Below are 17,308 nucleotides of genomic sequence, written 5' to 3' on the forward strand. Positions count from 1 at the left end.
GTGGTCTCGTTTCTGGTGTTAGGTTACACCTTGGAGCCTTCCGTTCCCCGCTTCAGTCCTGGGGTTGTGATTCCCTAAACTGGGGGTGGCTATCGCCGTCACTCTCTACTTCCTGATTTCTCAGTTTGTCTATGACCTTGAGTTCCCTGCCTTGCTCAGATTTCTCCAAGCGTCGGGACATATAAACAGTTATGGGGATGTTCAGAGACGAGCCTCTTATATTCAACCAGGGAGTTGAAATCCCCATCAGGCGGTTATTTCGAGCATTGCAGCTCTATTTCATGCCTGAACGTCTCGCACCAACCTTGAAGATTGTAGCAAATCAGGGGCAGTTTTCGGCACTTTCATAATTTATCGCGCTCCAATGAGGTCTGGGTAGAGGGTACATTTTTTAAAGAAAATGGTAGGCGGGAACGGCATTTCCCAGACTGAACTCCCATAGGTCGATGTTTTGTTGCTGTTGGGCGACCCACTCGACTAGGGCGACTTCTTGACTGCGGGGAATGAGTAAATAAATGCGTTCTGCGTCTTCGGTAGCTTTACCCTGAACTATGGGATATTTGCTGGCGATCGCATTTATAAAATCCTGCCACTGTTGTTCCTGTTGCTGTTCAAAATTGAGGCGCTGCTGGTGTAGACGTTTTTTCTGCAAAAAATAGTCCCGTCCCTTAGTTGGCGGCGCGGTGGTATCAGAAGATGGCTTCTCCTGGTTGAATGGTTGGGGGATAGCCTCCAGTAGGTACTCAGCCCGACCTGTTAATTTTTCTAATTGCCGAAAATAGCGATCGCCCTCTGTGGTCAGATGTTCGCACAATCTCGCCTCGGAATCAAAACAAGTCCCAAACCGCACAGGTAAAACGGTAGTTTCCTCAAATATCTGACACACAATCCGATCATGGGTCAAAACCGCCCGCATTAACTCTTCCTCATTGTCAGCCGAGAGATTTTCCGCCTGTAGGTTTGGTTCCACCACGGCGGCTAAAGCCCCAGCCTCCAGTAAAACTACTGGTTCATAGATTCCCTGAACGGATTTCCAACTAATTGATTGACTCTTAATAAAGGCATATACATACATTTAGAGACACTCCTACCCATCGACAGCTTTTTTATCAAAAATCAGATTTATCCTAGGATATAGGCTCTAAGAAAGCCCCTAGGAGGCATTTTTTGGTGTATGGTGGTGGGCGGGGTAACTATGATATACCGGGCGTGAACCCGCGCCTACTTAACCCACTCCCAAACTAATACCAATTGTGCGAGTCCCGATCGCCAAATTGATTCAGTTATCATGGGTTCTTCCCAATCAATTTCTACCCCATCGATCCATATCCCCAATTCCGGCGACACATCTCGCAGTTGAGTAATAATTGCGTCGCTACAGATACCCACTTGCTGAAACCTTTGACCACCTAAGCATTGTACGGGACTCGCAGTATCGATCGCCGATGCTAGACCGCCATTATCAACTCCAGTCTGGTCAGGCTGCCAATCAATCACAGCACTTTCATCTAATATAGTACCTATCAACCGGGGAGGTTCACGGGTAGCGATATCAATTTCCCAATGATAGCCTGGGAAATCAGCACTTAAAATCGCCACTAATCTAAGGGTTCCTTTATACCATAGTTTACCCGGTTCGAGAACGCGGACAGTAATGCCACCAATAAGTCTAGCGATCGCCGCCGAACCTCTAACAGTATGCCACATCAGAGATTGGATCAACTGACTGAGGCTAACTTGAGGAATCATCACATAGCCATAAGGAGATGATTGGCGATTATCTTGAGATTCTGAGGCGATCGCTTCCACCAAATCCCAGGCTTTGCGAATCAGAAAACGATTAAATATATCTGGGGATAGTTTAGGTTCTGGGGAGGAAACCCGGCGATTTTTACTATGAGAAACCGATGATTTAGCAGGTTCATCCGCCGCCGCAAAATTCTCATAACTTAAACATAATTTTTCCAGGGGAACCGCTATTTTTTGAATAATTTTTTCTTGAAAAGAACGACTAAAAATCATCATATCAGTGAGTTTCAGTTGACTTACCAATAAAAGGTATGGAGTCATTTCCTCGGAATCGTAACTACCTTCCATGGGATCATAATTAACCTCATTAACCTGATGGTTACTCCACTGCATCGAAGGATAATTAACTAACAACTGAAATCCGAAATCTAATAATAGTTGACCGGGTTCCCAATTATATCCAGGTTCGAGAACTGCAATTGATTGTGATTTCCATAAATCCAGCGCCTCAAATTCTTGATTAATAATATTTTTAAGCTGCTCAAGCAGAGACTTGGCTGAACGAGGAACAGTACATAACTCACAGTCAAAAGACTGCACGATCGCATTATGATGTAAATTAAATTTAGGACTCTCACCCGTAGCCAGGTCTAAATCATATTGACCCTGGGGAGTTTTCAGGATTAAACTAGCTACCAGTCGCAAAACCCCTGGTTTTCTTGTACCTCGAGGGGAAGTTACCATCACCTCAATTCCAGTTAGCAGCGCCATAATATTTTCAGCACTACAGCCTAAGCGCCACAATAATAGGGTTTGCAAATCACCGAGAGTTACAATTTCCGATGGACTCTTATCCGATAAATTCCCGGACTTAGGGTAACTTTTTTCTGTGGTTTTTTGCCATTCTAAAAAATGATGCCAAATATCCACCAGTTCCTCGGCAACGTAGGGAATCAGACGTTCTTCGGCGGCCAAAGGTGGCTCACTGGCGACAGAGAGGGAATCAGAGTTAATCTCAGCATTAGTCTGTAGGAGAGCATCAGATGATGAATCATTAACTAGCGATCGCAGACTAAATATCAGTTCTACCAACTTTTCCAGACTGTTAATTAAAGCGCCTGTTCCCACACCTTTACCCAAATCTCTGAGACGGGAAACATCAACTTTCACTAAAGTTAACTGTTGGGCGATCGACATATTTTTAGCCGTGGTACTATCGTCGCCATAGATAATTAGATCAGACATCAATGTCCTCCGATAATTCTTGTAAAGGTAAACCTAGACTATCCACTACCTTGATAGAGTACCCTGTTGAGGGAACTAAGGCTAAACCAGTTTGTTTCCAACGTGCTAAGGCTGTAGCGACAGGACAGTTATACTCAACTAAACGATGACCTGACCAATTAAAAATTTGCATTTTTCCAGGTTCGATCGTCCAACCATAACCCCAGTCTGCCATAAATAAAGCTGTCGGGGGGGATGCTACAGCCACACGAATGACACTGAGAGGTTTAAGATTGATTTGCAGTAGGGTTAAGGGTTGATGCTGACATAAAGCCAGGATCGTATAAGGATGAGGGGTGGCGAATACTTGGTTAACATTGATGGGTAATTTTATGGTTCCCATGGGCGCACCTCGGCGACTGTACATCTGAAAAATAGTTTTCGGTGATGAGGGTTTAGTGTTTGACCAAGTAGCCAATAAATGCCGCCCATCAATAAAGGTTAATTGAGGTAGTATTTGTGTGGAAACGGAAATCACTTTTAGGAGTTTTATGGATGAGTGACCCTGATTTTCGGTGCTATGGTCGGGGTTCGTTAATCCTTTGGTGAGGGAGTAGAATCGCAGTTGACCAGGTACAGCGATGGTTAAATAGTCCCGTTGGCATTCTGGAAGTAGATCTGCTTGACCTACTAAGGAAGAATTAAAACGAGATTTAACTAAATCCTGGGATATAGCGAGGGTAGTTGGTTTAAGGGTTGTGTCTGTTTCTTTAAAGATTTTTTGGAGAAACCCGAGGGATTGAGAGTCTGGCTGATGACTGGAATTATGCCACCAATGGAGATAATTATTGGTCAAAATATAACACCCGTGGGACATGGGATATAAACTAACTACAGATTCTGATAGGGTGAAGGATTGAGAGTGTTGTTCTGTGTAAGACCAGGTGATCACATTGCTACCGGTGGCACTGTAGAGATGGGTCGGATTTGATGCCAGAAGGGGTTGGCTATCAGAGGGGGGAGGGTTGTTTAATTTATAGGGGAGATCATAAAATTCCAGGGAGTCGATCGCATTGCTGTCCTGGTCTAGGGAGTTCGTCGCTTCCCCTGTTGTGGTAATCTGTGATGGGGAATACCAGGGAATTAGGCGATCGCCTATTTCTTGGACAGATGGATCAGCCATAGCCGCCTTTAAACTTTCTGTCATAGCGCCGGCGCTGGGAAAACGACGGGCTGGCAGTTTTTCCAGGGATGTTTGTAATATATTTTGTAGGCACTCTGGCAAAAAAGTCGGCCGTTCAACTCGATGGTTCATGTGTGCCCACATCAGTTCATTAAATAAACCATGAAAGGGGCGATCGCCTACTAATAATTCATACAATACCACCCCCATAGCATATATATCAGATTGAGCCGAATACATACCATAAAACCTTTCGGGGGCCATATAAGCCGGAGAACCCCCAGGCGCGTGACTCGGAGAACCTATATCATGGTGACTAGGTAGACGACGAGCAATGCCAAAATCAGATAGTTTCGGCTGCCATTTACCAGCCACTATCGTCAGCAGTATATTCTCGGGTTTAATATCACAGTGAATTATGCCCCGCTGATGAGCATAGTCTAAGCCTTGGAGTACCTCTACTATAATCTGTAGACCTTCGAGGAGTCCTAGAGTTTGATTACCCTCAATTAAACCCCGCAAAGTTCCGGCCTCACAGTAGTCCATCACTAGATAGCGCCCGTTTTGGATATGTTCTAAACCCAGGCAGGCAGCAATATTAGGATGCTGTAAACTAATGATATACCAAAGTTCTTGCAGGAACTGACTGGTTGACGTAGCCGAGTGGCTCAGTTCTTTGAGTGCGACCAATTGACCCTTTTGGCGATCGCTCGCGCAATAAACCTTCCCATACTGTCCTTGTCCTACCAACCCCAAAATTCTATATTTAGAACGCTGCATAATAGCTTTAGCCAGTGCCCTCCCAAATCCGATTAAAATATATCTATGACAAATTGGTATTTAATGCCCAAGCTAATAAAGTAGGCTCCCACTTTTTGGATTTGCTCATATACCACATTCGCTCACAGGATCACTATGTCATCTAAAATCGAGTCCCAACCCAATGCCCAATTAAATTATCCCGCTCCTACTAGAATCATACAATCTAGGAGCCAATATCAACCCTGCCATATTAATGTCCCTGATTTGGAACGACCTGTTCCTGCTATTTCTCTCGGTCGGGAATATTATAGTTTTTTTCGGGCTGTACCCACCGCTGACAAGACATTTGAGATTATAGCCAAATTGAGCAACATGGGGGAAAATACAGTCATTACTAAAGTACCCAAAGCATATATAATTTGGGTCCTTGAACCCCAAGGGTCGCTATGTCAAAAGTAACCAACAGGGAAAAGGCAACAGGGAAGGGGTCATTTGCTAAAATCTGACACCCCATAGCCTGTCAACCCAATCCTCAGCCTGGTGTTAACACATTAGCACTGGGCGCTATACTTTAACCTAATTACAATAAAGACTGAACCACATCATTATGGCTAAAGTGATCCGCCTCGAACCTATCGCTGAGGAGATGGAGGTTAAAACTAATTCTAACCTTTTATCTGCTTTGCTGTCTAAAGAGCTTCATGTGTTGAAAGAATGTGGCGGTCGTGGAATGTGCGCCACCTGCCATGTTTATATTAAAGATGGCATGGAGAGTTTGTCGCCGGTTAACCGACGAGAACAAAGAACCCTAGAAGTTATTACTACGGCTCAAAAAACATCCCGCCTCGCTTGTCAGGCGCAGGTTATCGGAGAGGGTATTGTTATTGAACTACCTTCCGGGATGTATATTAACGCTATTGAGGATGTGGAGTCTTTGATCGGACGACGCGCTGAACAGGAACTCCTGCATCCTATTACTGGGTATGTAGTGGTGGAAACTGGTAAACTGATTACCCGCTCCATTATTAATCAACTCAAAGAAACTCAATTCCAGGTCGGTGAATATATGTCTCGCACTACAGATGCTAAATAAGTTGACACTTAACAGGCTTTGAGGATTTCCCCCCCCTCTCCCCCAGCCGACCAGTTAGGGAGAGGGGCTATGACTAGCAAAAAAATCATTTTTTTGATGGTTTGTAAATCTTGCCATTGGGGAGGGTAGCGCCAGCCAGTTGAGCGCCTTTGAGTTCAACCCCAGCCAAAATAGCGGCGCGCAGATTAGCTTCTCGGAGGTCAGCCTTGGTTAAATTAGCTCCGGTCAGGTTCGCATCAGTCAAATCGACGCGATCGAGATAAGCGCCACGTAAGTCAGCATTAATCAAGCAAGCATTTTGCAAGTTAGCACCACTAAGGTTAGCAGCACTAAGATTAGCCTCCATTAATAATGCACCCACTAAAGTAGCTTCACTCAAATAGGCTCCGGCTAGATTAATCCCCGTTAATAATTTGTGGCTCAAGTCCACGCCGCCCAAATCAGCACCACTGAGGTTAACTTTAGTTAGGTGAGCGCCATTAAGACAGATATCTCGCAAATAGGTTTTGCTGAGGTTGGCTCTGCTGAGGTTGGCTCTAGTTAGGTTAGCTTGATGCAAATCAGCTTCTACGAGGGATGCTAGGTTGAGATAGGCATCTGTGAGGTTAGCGCCGCGCAAATTAGCACGGCCAAGATTGGCTTTAGTTAAATCAGCTTCGGTCAAGTTAGCACCCATGAGATTAGCACGAGTCATTTTGCACTCGGTCAGATTGGCGGCGCTAAGGTTGACATCCTTGAGGTTAGCAGAACTTAGATCAGCTTGGAATAAGTCCGCCTCAGATAAATTAGCTTTAATTAAATAGGCACGAACAAAGTTAGCTGATTGTAAATTGCTTTTGGTTAAATTGGCGGAACTGAGGTCTGCTTTATGAAAATTGGTTTTGATAAAAATAGCCTCAGTTAAATCAGCCCAATTTAGATGAGCCGATTCTAGGTTAACAGCACTTAAAGTTGCTCCTTGTAGATTGGCTCCATTGAGACTAGACCCACTGAGGTTAGCTCCAGTTAAGTTAGCTCCACTGAAGTTGACTTTACTGAGATTTGCTAAACTGAGATGAGCCCCGCTCAGATCGGCTTCACTAAAATCAGCCCCAATCAGTTGTGCTCTGTTATTGATCTGTGAGGCTCCTACGCCGATGGTAGAGATACTACTACTTTCGGGATGGTTGCTGGTGGTGAGGATAATGCCACGCAAGCTAATTCCTTTAAAGTTTCTCTCTCCTTCTGCATATCGACTGATAAGTTCTGTGGCATCCATAAGTTAGGGCAAAAATCAATCTGGTTTAGCCTCCCATTGGTTATCCAGACTTTTGTTGGCAAAGTTGCCGGAGAATGGTGTCATGGTCTTGATTTTCATCAACCATTGCTTCTGCAGCCTTGAGGCGATCGCTTAATCCTACAATAAAGCAGTTATAATCTGCCCCGAGGGATTGACAAGTCGTTTGCACACAATGCAAATCACGGCCAGTTAACTGGCTAAAAAAGATGCTGAATAAGCCCGCCTCCAGGTAGCAAACCGGCCGTTTCCATTCAGGAGCCTCCTGGCTAAAGGGAGAGTGAGTAGTTTTAATCAACAGAAATCCTTGTTGATTATAAGATCCATCTATATCTAAAGTTCCCCAACCGTGAGTTTTCCAACATTGTTGTAAGCACTGAGTAAATTGTATCATTTCCATACTGCCCAGGGGCTGATGGTAATATTCGGCGATTTCTTCGCAAAATCTAACGTAAAAGTGTTTCCCCCACCAGCGACCACAGTTAAATAGTACCAGACGGGCGGCTTGACCTGTTTCTTGTTCTAAGCCCTTATAAATCGCTCTGACTAGGGTATCCGGTAGGGCTAAAATGCGATCGCCGCGCCGATTTTCTAATAAACCGAGTTCTAAATCCCCCCGAACATAACTATTAAATGCGAAGTAGTTGCCGGGGAGTTGGGTTTGTTTCAGTAGATCATCAATTTCTATCATGGTGGGTCTCCTTGTTTAACTAATAGGCAATGATAGGCATAAATAAGCTAATCTGAGTTAGCAAGTAAGGTATCTTTAGCGAGATTGAGGTTGTCTTCCAGATAAATCATGGCTTTGGGAGAGAGCATTTCTTGAAGGCGGGCTAGTAAAAGTTCATGAATTTTGGTTTCAATGGTTTGACTTTGGCGAGTCTTAACAAAACCTCTCAGCCAGTCTAAGACATTATTTTTTAGGTAGTCGGTATCATCTAGCAACATAGCCATGGCACAATGACGCATAATCAGAATCCAATGTTGTAGAGATTTTTCTACCAGGGGCTGTTGTGCTTCCGGAAAAGCCGTCTGTAGCTTTTCAACAATTGGTTCAAAAATGACAGCTTCGCGATCGCGCAAAAATTCGTAGATCTTGAGTCTTTGAGCCAAAGTTGACGTATGGCGTTTAAATTCCTGAAGTTCTTCAGGTTTCAGATAGCGATTTTCAGCTTGAGTCAACAAGCTATTAACATCTGAGGACATAAGTTTTACCTAGGAATTATGGATGTGGAAGTTGGATTATGTGGTCAGATTTTCCCTGATAATTAACTTATAGTTTTAGAACAAATTTACCAGATCGTCGATGGTGACATCATTTTCTGTTTCTGGCGAATTTTCCGCGAAAGAAACCGATGATTTGCTGGGAAAGACTCCCACTTCTGGTGTGCCTTCCCAGACAAACCGATTAAAAAATTCCGCCACAGAAATGCTCAACTTTTCTAAGTCTTCACCCCCCGTATTATTGGGGCTGCTGGAACTTTGGCTAGTTCCTTGCCAGTTAAGATTATTGAAGAATTCCTGAACAGAAATAGATAGCCAGTCCTTGGGTTGGTCAGTCATTATTTTCGGTTTCCGTCTTGTAATTTCCGTTGAATGTCGCGGGCTGTTGCGCCTTCGTTAAGCCAGAATGCTGCTGCATCAATGCGATCGGGGTTGCCGAGTAAAAATTTACAGTAGGTCTCTCCCATGGAGTAGCATTGTAGTTCAATACAACTGAGGGGTTTTTTAACCAGGGTGCTAAAAAATCCCGAAAATAGGCCAGCGTAGATGTGACAGACGGGTTTTCCCACATCTCCGAGACTACGGGCTACAGCCGAGTCGAATAGATTAATAAAAATACAGCCATGTTGGCGATCGCTCATATCTACCTCCCATCGTCCCCATCCTTGGGCGGTAAAAGGCCACCACCAGGTTTCTAATAGGAACATCAGGTTAGACTTGCGGATACTACGGCCAAATTCTTCCTCAAACCATTTTTGGAAAAATTCCGCATCTTCTAGTCCCCACTGATGTCCAATGGTGTACATGATGACTGATGAAGCCGGACCAACTTCTTCCTCTAATCCTTCTACCAGACCAATAATAAAATCTTCGCTAGTGAGGACATTGCGGGAGTTATTCCAATCGGTGATAGAACCTGTGGACGATTCCAGGCTAAAAAAATCTTGAAATCTATAATGGTTATGGGCTTTAGGATTATAGCGTTTCAGCAGGGATTCCGTCTGAATTTCGTTTTTAACCGGAGAAGTTGAGGTCATCTTTAGAATACTCCTTTTTAACGGGGGTGGACCCAAAGTAGATGTAAATAAGTTTCTTAATCTTAGGGGATCTTAGAGAGGGTAGCATTGAAGGAACCGAATACCGACAGCCGGCTAATAGATATCAATCAGCCGATACCCTACGGGGTTCCTAGGCTAAAGGGAAGTGGAGACCGGGTTACTGCCATTTATTCTGGCAATGTTCCCGGCGGCGACCCCTTGAGTCACTCTTTGCACCCCAAAGAGTCTCGATAGTGGGTCAATTTATCGATTGACCCCAAGGAATCCTGTGATCCAACCAAGGGGTTGAAATTCCTAGCAGGCAGTTTTTAGCCTGAGCGTTACCCAGAATAGATCGTATATACACCCTCTTTACTAATTTAACTGAAGGCAGGTGATGAGGGCTATCAATTTCTGATCTAGTTGATGGGGTCTGGCGAAGGTCATGGGTATTCACACCGGGGAAAATGTGACTTTGAATAGTAACCAGGATAAAAAGAAATCGAGAATAAAGATAGCCAGCAGGGAGGTGACTACAGCAGTTGTAGTTGATTGTCCGACTCCTTTAGCGCCTCCGGTGGTGGTTAGACCCCAACTGGTGCCAATGACGGCGATCGCCCACCCAAAGACCACCGACTTAATTTCGGCGCTAATCAAATCCCACAATCCCATTAAATCTCGAATCGAGTCGAGGAACAGCACCGATGGGATATTGTAAAAACTGGTAGCTATGAGTAACCCACCTGCTAACCCAGTAATCAGACAAATGATTGTCAGTAGGGGAAGCATGAGGGAGCAAGCCAGCACACGGGGAATCACCAGATAGTCTACTGGGTCAGTTTTCATCATATATAGAGCATCAATCTGTTCTGTAACTTGCATAGTTCCCAATTCAGCAGCAAAGGCTGAACAGACCCTTCCCGCAATAATTACAGAGGTGAGAACCGGGGTAAGTTCTCGGCTGAGAGACAAAGCCAGAACTCCTCCGACTAAGTGACCTGCGCCCAGGGCAATAAATTCCTGGGCTACTTGAATAGTGAACACCATACCGACGAAACTAGCGGTCAGCAGGGCGATAAATAGGGATTCAGGACCAACGATCGCCATTTGTTCTAGGGTATTGCGGCGGTGAATTTTTCCCTGTAGGACGTGCAGCAGAACCTGTCCCCCCAAAAACAGGGAGGCGACAAAGCGTTTTGTCCAAATACCAAGGCTAGAACGGGTTTTAGTGGGATTCAATGAACTGACCGGGGTTGCAGTAGTAAATTATATACCTGGTGGCTGGTGGGCTAATATAATTATATCAAATCCACATCATCTCGGCATCTGCCAGGGGCTGTTTGCTTCTTACCTAGCTGCATTTTAGCTCCAATTTAGTCTAGGATAAGTGGAAATTATTATTTTCGAGTTGAGTAGATTAGGATCAATGGCAGATATTGTAGATATAGCAGTGAGTTCAGGGTGTTTTACGACTTTGGTGGCGGCGGTACAGGCGGCGGGATTAGTGGAAACCCTGAAAACTCCGGGCCCTTTTACGGTTTTTGCGCCCCATGATGATGCTTTTGCGAAACTCCCGCCGGGAACTGTTCAGACTTTGGTGCAGAACCCGCCCCAGTTAGCCCGGATTTTAACGTATCATGTGGCGGCTGGTAAGTTCCTGAAGGCAGACCTAGAAAAACTGGATTATTTAACTTCTGTTGAAGGTGCGCCTATTTCTCTGGATTTTGCCGATGGATTTGAGGTGAAAAATGCCACGGTTATTACCCCAGATATTGAAGTAGATAATGGGGTGATTCATGTAATTGACACAGTGATTTTAATGGGATAATATCCCAGTAATTAAACTGAAAAATTCCAGTTATTTAGAATTGTTTAATTGTACAAAAAAGGTAGTTTTCACGCCCGGAATAGGTGGGATTGCCATGGATTTAAATAAGTTTATTTTGGGGAAGGAGATTAAAGGCTGCATTGCTGGCAACGTAAGTAAAGGAGCGCCCCTATGACTACTGCGCTAGGACAATGGTTGAGTAAACTTGACTCGGAAAAGCGTTTACAACTGCTGCGCCACCAACTGAGTGATTTTGCGAAGGCGGGGGAAGTGGAGCGGTTGCGGTCTTGGCTGACAGATTTTGGTTTTTTGCAGCATAAGTTGGAGGCGGTGGGGATAAGGGCGCTGATTAGTGATTATGATTTGGTGTTGCTGTTGCTGTCGGGAGAGCAGGGAGGGACATTAAAACTGATTCAGGAGGCGTTGGGGCTATCGGCTGATGTGTTGGCGGAGGATAGCAGTCAGTTGGCGGGGCAACTTTGGGGGCGGTTGTTATCTGTTCAGCAGCCGGAAATTGTGGCTCTCCTGAAAGATGCTCAACAATGGCGCGACAAGCCCTGGTTTCGCCCTTTCACTGGCAACCTGATTGCCCCAGGGGGGCCGCTGATTTGCACGCTGACGGGGCATACTGAGGAGGTAAATGCAGTGACGATCGCCCTCGACGGGAAAACAGCGGTTTCTGGGTCGGAGGATAGGACGCTGAAATGGTGGGATTTGGCTACGGGGGAGGAAATAGTCACGCTGAGGGGGCATAGTGGGGCGGTAAATACGGTGGCGATCGCTCCCGACGGGAAAACAGCGGTTTCCGGGTCGGAGGATAAGACGCTGAAATGGTGGTATTTGTCTACGGGGTGGGAAATAGCGACGCTGAGGGGGCATACTGACTCGGTAACATCAGTGGCGATCGCTCCCGACGGGAAAACAGCGGTTTCCGGGTCTGGGGATAGGACGCTGAAAGTGTGGGATTTGTCTACGGGGTTGGAAGTAGCGACGCTGAGGGGGCATACTGACTGGGTAAGATCAGTGGCGATCGCTCCCGACGGCCGAACCGCGATTTCGGCATCGGATGATAGATAACACGCTGAAACTGTGGTATTTGCCTACGGGGGAGGAAATAACCACGCTGGGGGGGCATACTGACTGGGTAACATCAGTGGCGATCGCTCCCGACGGCCAAACAGCGGTTTCCACATCGGATGATAAAACGCTGAAAGTGTGGGATTTGGTTAAGGAGACGGAACTTGCTACCCTGACGGGGCATAGTGAGGCGGTAAATGCAGTGGCTATTAGCCCGGACAGCCAAACAGCGGTTTCGGCATCGGGGGATAACACCCTGAAACTGTGGGATTTGGCTACGGGGTGGGAACTTGCTACCCTGAGAGGGCATAGTTTTCGGGTAAATGCAGTGGCTATTACCCCGGACGGGAAAACGGCGGTTTCGGCATCCTCGAATCACACCCTGAAACTATGGGATTTGGCTACGGTGTCCGAAGGGGTTAACTTACAAGGGCATGGTTTGTGCGTAAAGGCGGTGGCTATTACCCCGGACGGGAAAACGGCGGTTTCGGCATCGGGGGATAAAACCCTGAAACTGTGGGATGTGGCTAGGGGCTGGGAACTAGCGACCCTGAAGGGACATAGTAGCTGGGTAAATGGGGTGGCTATTATCCCGGACGGGAAAACGGCGATTTCGGCATCGGGGGATAACACGCTGAAATGGTGGGATTTGGCTACGGGGTGGCAAATAGCGACGCTGAGAGGGCATACTGACTCGGTAACATCAGTGGCGATCGCTCCCGACGGGAAAACAGCGGTTTCGGCCTCTGAGGATACGACTGTGAAACTATGGGATTTGTCTACGGGGGCGGAAATAGTGACGCTGAGGGGGCATAGTCGCGAGGTAAATGGGGTGGCTATTACCCCGGACGGGAAAAGAGCGATTTCGGGCTCTGAGGATACGACTCTGAAACTATGGGATTTGGCTACCGGGGCGGAAATAGTGACGCTGAGGGGGCATAGTCGCGAGGTAAATGGGGTGGCTATTACCCCGGACGGGAAAAGAGCGATTTCGGGCTCTGAGGATACGACTCTGAAACTATGGGATTTGGCTACCGGGGCGGAAATAGTGACGCTGAGGGGGCATAGTCGCGAGGTAAATGGGGTGGCTATTACCCCGGACGGGAAAAGAGCGGTTTCGGCCTCTGAGGATACGACTCTGAAACTATGGGATTTGGCTACGGGGGCGGAAATAGTCACGCTGAGGGGGCATAGTCGCGAGGTAAAGGGGGTGGCTATTACCCCGGACGGGAAAAGAGCGATTTCGGCCTCTGAGGATAAGACTCTGAAACTATGGGATTTGGCTACGGGGGAAATGTTAGCGACCTTTACGGGGGATGGTGCGATCGCTTCCTGTGCGGTTGCTGCTGATGGCGTGACGGTGGTAGGGGGGGCTTGGTTGGGACGGGTGTATTTCCTGCGTTTGGAGGGGTTGAGGGGTTGATATCACTGTGGACTATCTAATTTTGTTAGAATTACCGAAATATATCAACTGATTCACTCATGGAAATTGCCAAAGTGTCCGAAACAGGACAGATTATCATTCCACCGGAAATGCGGAAAATCTATAGCTTGGACGTGGGGACAGAAATCATCTTGACTGATACAGGCAAAGGGATTTTAATTCAGCCCAAACAGCCTTTTCCTCCTACTACTTTAAATGAAGTAGCCGGGTGTTTGAAGTATAACGGTTCACCCAAAACCTTAGAGGATATGGAAGCTGCTATTAGCCAAGGCATTCAGGAGCAATGGCATGATTGCAGTTGATACCAATATTGTAGTTCGGCTTCTGACTCAAGATGATCCAGTCCAATATCAAAAAAGTCTAGAACTTTTTCAAAACCCGGAAATCTTCATTTCCCACACCGTTATCCTAGAAACCGAATGGGTGCTGAGATTTGCTTATAAGTTTAAACGGAATCAAGTTTGTTCGGCTTTACGGAAACTTGTGGGATTACCAAATGTTTACTTAACTAATCCGATGTTAGTTCATCAAGCCCTACTGTGGCATGAAAATGGTTTGGATTTTGCCGATGCTTTGCATCTAGCTCAAAGTCAAGATTGCCAGGAATTCTACACCTTTGATGAAAAATTCATTAAAAATGCCAGAGAGCTAATCAATTGTGAGGTCAAAAAACCAGGGGATTAAGAAGAGATAATAAAAATGGTGGGACGGGTGTATTTCCTGCGGTTGGAGGGGTTGAGGGGTTGATAAAGGGGCTTTGTTAATGCGATCGCAGTGAGGCGGCACAGATGCTCCTAGAAACGGGGGTTTCTCAGATGCTATAATCCCCGAATATCCCATAACCCGCCATAACTCCACTTTCATGGGTGACACATTATGGACTATTCCCGACTGTTGCAACTCAATCGACCCCTATTAGCCGGAACCGTCCTCGTCGGTTTAGGTTCCATCGTCACGGGAGGGTTAGCGGTTTCGGCGGCAGGGTTAGCGGTTCCCGTGTTGGAGGGGTTCGCTAACTTTTTCGCGGGGATGACCGGGAATAATTTAGGGGCGTTAGTAGAGCGATTCCGCAATAGTAGCGAGGTGTTGCGGAATGAAGACATCGCCAAAGCCGCCGGACGCACCGTGGCGAAAGCCTTGGCGGAAAAAATTAGCCCTAAATATCCCGATATTCGGAAGCCCTTAGACAATTTCGCCAATGAAATCGAGGGCTATTGGCTGCAATGGGCGGAAGAAGCCAAAACCCTGAACCTGTTTGAGACGCTCCAGGAAGACCAGTTATATCAGGTTTTCAGCCAACAACCGGAGCAGTTTACCGAGTATCAGGTCCTACCCCTAGAGGAATGGCGGGAGGTGGTGACTTGGTTATTCCAACAGGGATGCGAGAAAGGGGTATTGCTCGATACCCTCGACAGTTATCAGGATGTCATCGAGGAGTTAACCCGAGAATTAGCGGCGAACTTCAATAAACACCTACGCCAAGTCCTGAAAGATGATGCCAACAACGGGGGGAAAGCCTTTGTGGGGATGTTGTTTGACCTCCACGGGGCGACCTTGGCGAAAATTGACGAGATTCGGGACTATTTACCCCGACTCGCCACCCGTGAGGATGTGTGTCGCGCCTTGCAGCAATTAGAGACAGGGGTTCTGGATGAATTGGTGCAAATTCGGGAGACATTGCAGCAATATTTAGACTCAACTCAACCCAGGCTTCCCATCCCCCAATATTGTGAAGCCATCATCGAGGAAAAAACCCAAGATTTTGTCGGGCGGGGTTTTGTCTTCGAGGCGATCGGGGATTTCTTGCAGCAAAACCCCAAAGGCTATTTTGTCCTAGAAGCTGACCCCGGCGTGGGCAAAAGTGCGATTATGGCGCGATTAGTGCAGCTATTCAAAGGGCGCTGTCTCACCCATTTCAATATCCAATCCCAAGGCATTGTCAAGCCCGAACAATTCCTAGAAAATATCTGCACCCAACTGATTCAGGGCTATAACCTCGATTATTCTCCCTTACCGGAACGCGCCACCGAAGATGGCAATATTTTAGCCCGTTTATTGGCAGAAGCGGCGAAAAAACTCGCACCGGGGAAAAAGTTAGTGGTGGTCGTGGATGCCTTGGATGAGGTGGATTCATCGAGTCAAACCAAAGGCAGTAATCTTCTCTATTTGCCCGATTTTTTGGTGGATAAGGTCTATTTTATTCTGAGTAAACGTCCGAAAGCCTTAGCCCTGCCTTTAAGTGACTATTTAAGCACCTTTGATTTAATGGAGTATCCGGCAGAAAGTGCGGAAGATGCCCGTCGCTATGCCCAAAAACGCTATCAGCGAAGTCCTCAGATTCAGGATTGGGTGATATCGCGTCGGTTAACCCCAGAGCAATTTTTAACGGATTTGGTGGCTAACAGTGAAAATAATTTCATGTATTTGCGCTATGTCTTAAATGATATTGAGGGGGGGCTGTATAGCCGTGAAACCCTGGACAGTTTACCGCGAGGGTTGAGGCGGTATTATCAAAAACATTGGGAATTGATGGGCATGACCGCTGACCCATTTCCCCTTGACAAAATCCGCACTATTTATGTGCTGTCTCTAGTGCGGGAAGCGGTGTCTCGACGGTTGTTAGCGGAGTTGACGGAGATAGCCGACTATCAGCTTCGGCCGATTTTACGGGAATGGGAACAGTTTTTGCGCTTCCAACAGGTGGAGAGAGAAACCCGCTACACCATTTATCATGCTTCTTTTAGCGATTTCTTGAGGGAGGAGGCAGAAGATTCTGGGGTGGATTTGGAGGATATTAAACGCCGCCTGGCTGACAATTTCAGCAAAGGAGCGCCTCTATGAATACTGCACTGGGACAATGGTTAAGGGAACAGGATGCGGAAAAGCGTTTACATTTACTGCGCCACCAACCGAGTTATTTTGCGGATGCGGGGGAAGTCAAGCGGTTGCGGGCTTGGCTGACGGATTTTGGGTTTTTGGTGCAGAAGTTGGAGGCGGTGGGGATAACGGCACTGATTAATGATTATGATTTACTGTTGCCGTTGTTGGTGGGTGAGGAGCAGGAAACGTTAAGTCTGATTCAGGGGGCGTTGCGGCTGTCGGCTCATATTTTAGCATCGGATACAACTCAACTGGTGGGGCAGTTATGGGGGCGGTTGTTGTCCTTTGAGCAGCCCGAAATTGTGGCTCTTTTGGCACAAGCCCAACAATGGCAGGAAAAACCCTGGTTTCGTCCCCTCACCGCCAACCTCACCCCACCCGGCGGGCCACTGATTCGCACCCTCTCTGGGCATAGTCGCGGGGTAAATGCAGTGGCGATCGCCCCCGACGGGAAACGAGCCGTGTCTGCATCCCGTGATAAAACCCTGAAACTGTGGGATTTGGAGCAGGGGAGGGAACTCGCTACCCTCC

17 protein-coding genes and 1 pseudogene are annotated in these 17,308 nt (G+C 46.8%); 9 read left to right on the forward strand and 9 right to left on the reverse strand.

The window, feature by feature from the left end:
• Nucleotides 1–391 precede the first annotated feature (391 nt).
• The 3 genes from P5674_RS18150 to P5674_RS18160 form a co-directional block, all read right to left on the reverse strand.
• Entirely contained in the window at nt 392–1,075 is a 684-nt protein-coding gene (locus P5674_RS18150; protein WP_006617801.1) for a GvpL/GvpF family gas vesicle protein, read from the reverse strand.
• A gap of 146 nt (nt 1,076–1,221) precedes the next feature.
• Entirely contained in the window at nt 1,222–2,994 is a 1,773-nt protein-coding gene (locus P5674_RS18155; RefSeq protein ID WP_006617800.1) for a hypothetical protein, read from the reverse strand.
• On the reverse strand, nt 2,987–4,936 hold the full coding sequence (locus P5674_RS18160; protein ID WP_006617799.1) for a serine/threonine-protein kinase: 1,950 nt from the start codon (nt 4,934–4,936) through the stop codon (nt 2,987–2,989). The genes P5674_RS18155 and P5674_RS18160 overlap by 8 nt, the downstream gene beginning before the upstream one ends.
• Before the next feature lie 135 nt (nt 4,937–5,071).
• On the opposite strand from P5674_RS18160, the gene P5674_RS18165 reads away from it, so the two are divergent.
• Complete coding sequence (locus P5674_RS18165; protein WP_006617798.1) at nt 5,072–5,377, forward strand: hypothetical protein; 306 nt, start codon at nt 5,072–5,074, stop codon at nt 5,375–5,377.
• Nucleotides 5,378–5,525: 148 nt separating this feature from the next.
• Entirely contained in the window at nt 5,526–6,011 is a 486-nt protein-coding gene (locus P5674_RS18170; protein WP_006617797.1) for a 2Fe-2S iron-sulfur cluster-binding protein, read from the forward strand.
• A gap of 85 nt (nt 6,012–6,096) precedes the next feature.
• On the opposite strand, the gene P5674_RS18175 is transcribed toward P5674_RS18170, so the two are convergent.
• The 6 genes from P5674_RS18175 to P5674_RS18200 form a co-directional block, all read right to left on the reverse strand.
• On the reverse strand, nt 6,097–7,269 hold the full coding sequence (locus tag P5674_RS18175) for a pentapeptide repeat-containing protein (protein ID WP_006617796.1): 1,173 nt from the start codon (nt 7,267–7,269) through the stop codon (nt 6,097–6,099).
• Between the two features lie 40 nt (nt 7,270–7,309).
• Nucleotides 7,310–7,978 (reverse strand): V4R domain-containing protein, encoded by a 669-nt coding sequence (locus tag P5674_RS18180; protein ID WP_006617795.1) that lies wholly within the window; start codon nt 7,976–7,978, stop codon nt 7,310–7,312.
• A gap of 47 nt (nt 7,979–8,025) precedes the next feature.
• Nucleotides 8,026–8,493, reverse strand: a complete 468-nt coding sequence (locus P5674_RS18185) for a phycobilisome protein (RefSeq protein WP_006617794.1) — start codon at nt 8,491–8,493, stop codon at nt 8,026–8,028.
• 75 nt (nt 8,494–8,568) lie between these two features.
• Entirely contained in the window at nt 8,569–8,850 is a 282-nt protein-coding gene (locus P5674_RS18190; RefSeq protein ID WP_006617793.1) for a hypothetical protein, read from the reverse strand.
• Nucleotides 8,850–9,548, reverse strand: a complete 699-nt coding sequence (locus tag P5674_RS18195; RefSeq protein ID WP_006617792.1) for a V4R domain-containing protein — start codon at nt 9,546–9,548, stop codon at nt 8,850–8,852. The genes P5674_RS18190 and P5674_RS18195 overlap by 1 nt, the downstream gene beginning before the upstream one ends.
• 453 nt (nt 9,549–10,001) lie before the next feature.
• Entirely contained in the window at nt 10,002–10,787 is a 786-nt protein-coding gene (locus P5674_RS18200; protein WP_006617791.1) for an MlaE family lipid ABC transporter permease subunit, read from the reverse strand.
• 187 nt (nt 10,788–10,974) lie between these two features.
• On the opposite strand from P5674_RS18200, the gene P5674_RS18205 reads away from it, so the two are divergent.
• The 7 genes and pseudogenes from P5674_RS18205 to P5674_RS18235 form a co-directional block, all read left to right on the forward strand.
• Nucleotides 10,975–11,376: a fasciclin domain-containing protein gene (locus P5674_RS18205; protein ID WP_315670174.1), complete on the forward strand. Its 402-nt coding sequence runs from the start codon at nt 10,975–10,977 to the stop codon at nt 11,374–11,376.
• 171 nt (nt 11,377–11,547) lie between these two features.
• Nucleotides 11,548–12,453, forward strand: a complete 906-nt coding sequence (locus P5674_RS18210; RefSeq protein WP_315670175.1) for a WD40 repeat domain-containing protein — start codon at nt 11,548–11,550, stop codon at nt 12,451–12,453.
• Nucleotides 12,443–13,876 carry a WD40 repeat domain-containing protein gene (locus tag P5674_RS18215; RefSeq protein ID WP_315670176.1) on the forward strand — a complete coding sequence of 478 codons (1,434 nt, stop codon included), beginning with the start codon at nt 12,443–12,445 and terminating at the stop codon, nt 13,874–13,876. Before P5674_RS18210 ends, P5674_RS18215 begins: the two co-directional genes overlap by 11 nt.
• 59 nt (nt 13,877–13,935) lie before the next feature.
• On the forward strand, nt 13,936–14,199 hold the full coding sequence (locus P5674_RS18220; RefSeq protein WP_006616240.1) for an AbrB/MazE/SpoVT family DNA-binding domain-containing protein: 264 nt from the start codon (nt 13,936–13,938) through the stop codon (nt 14,197–14,199).
• Nucleotides 14,186–14,581 carry a type II toxin-antitoxin system VapC family toxin gene (locus P5674_RS18225; RefSeq protein ID WP_315670177.1) on the forward strand — a complete coding sequence of 132 codons (396 nt, stop codon included), beginning with the start codon at nt 14,186–14,188 and terminating at the stop codon, nt 14,579–14,581. The genes P5674_RS18220 and P5674_RS18225 overlap by 14 nt, the downstream gene beginning before the upstream one ends.
• A 192-nt stretch (nt 14,582–14,773) precedes the next feature.
• Nucleotides 14,774–16,738 carry an ATP-binding protein gene (locus tag P5674_RS18230; RefSeq protein ID WP_315670178.1) on the forward strand — a complete coding sequence of 655 codons (1,965 nt, stop codon included), beginning with the start codon at nt 14,774–14,776 and terminating at the stop codon, nt 16,736–16,738.
• Nucleotides 16,735–17,308, forward strand: a pseudogene (locus P5674_RS18235) (WD40 repeat domain-containing protein); the annotation flags it as partial. The gene P5674_RS18230 and the pseudogene P5674_RS18235, both read left to right, overlap by 4 nt.

The organism is Limnospira sp. PMC 289.06 (genome assembly GCF_032350395.1).
In the GTDB taxonomy this organism is placed as follows: domain Bacteria; phylum Cyanobacteriota; class Cyanobacteriia; order Cyanobacteriales; family Microcoleaceae; genus Limnospira; species Limnospira platensis.

Excerpts from the sequence above, each read along its gene's own strand:
- P5674_RS18155 (WP_006617800.1), bottom strand. The coding sequence starts at position 2,994 with ATGTCTGATCTAATTATCTATGGCGACGATAGTACCACGGCTAAAAAT.
- P5674_RS18180 (WP_006617795.1), bottom strand. The coding sequence starts at position 7,978 with ATGATAGAAATTGATGATCTACTGAAACAAACCCAACTCCCCGGCAAC.
- P5674_RS18220 (WP_006616240.1), top strand. The coding sequence starts at position 13,936 with ATGGAAATTGCCAAAGTGTCCGAAACAGGACAGATTATCATTCCACCG.
- P5674_RS18190 (WP_006617793.1), bottom strand. The coding sequence starts at position 8,850 with ATGACTGACCAACCCAAGGACTGGCTATCTATTTCTGTTCAGGAATTC.
- P5674_RS18205 (WP_315670174.1), top strand. The coding sequence starts at position 10,975 with ATGGCAGATATTGTAGATATAGCAGTGAGTTCAGGGTGTTTTACGACT.
- P5674_RS18170 (WP_006617797.1), top strand. The coding sequence starts at position 5,526 with ATGGCTAAAGTGATCCGCCTCGAACCTATCGCTGAGGAGATGGAGGTT.
- P5674_RS18160 (WP_006617799.1), bottom strand. The coding sequence starts at position 4,936 with ATGCAGCGTTCTAAATATAGAATTTTGGGGTTGGTAGGACAAGGACAG.
- P5674_RS18195 (WP_006617792.1), bottom strand. The coding sequence starts at position 9,548 with ATGACCTCAACTTCTCCGGTTAAAAACGAAATTCAGACGGAATCCCTG.
- P5674_RS18225 (WP_315670177.1), top strand. The coding sequence starts at position 14,186 with ATGATTGCAGTTGATACCAATATTGTAGTTCGGCTTCTGACTCAAGAT.
- P5674_RS18230 (WP_315670178.1), top strand. The coding sequence starts at position 14,774 with ATGGACTATTCCCGACTGTTGCAACTCAATCGACCCCTATTAGCCGGA.
- P5674_RS18185 (WP_006617794.1), bottom strand. The coding sequence starts at position 8,493 with ATGTCCTCAGATGTTAATAGCTTGTTGACTCAAGCTGAAAATCGCTAT.
- P5674_RS18215 (WP_315670176.1), top strand. The coding sequence starts at position 12,443 with ATGATAGATAACACGCTGAAACTGTGGTATTTGCCTACGGGGGAGGAA.
- P5674_RS18165 (WP_006617798.1), top strand. The coding sequence starts at position 5,072 with ATGTCATCTAAAATCGAGTCCCAACCCAATGCCCAATTAAATTATCCC.
- P5674_RS18210 (WP_315670175.1), top strand. The coding sequence starts at position 11,548 with ATGACTACTGCGCTAGGACAATGGTTGAGTAAACTTGACTCGGAAAAG.
- P5674_RS18175 (WP_006617796.1), bottom strand. The coding sequence starts at position 7,269 with ATGGATGCCACAGAACTTATCAGTCGATATGCAGAAGGAGAGAGAAAC.
- P5674_RS18150 (WP_006617801.1), bottom strand. The coding sequence starts at position 1,075 with ATGTATGTATATGCCTTTATTAAGAGTCAATCAATTAGTTGGAAATCC.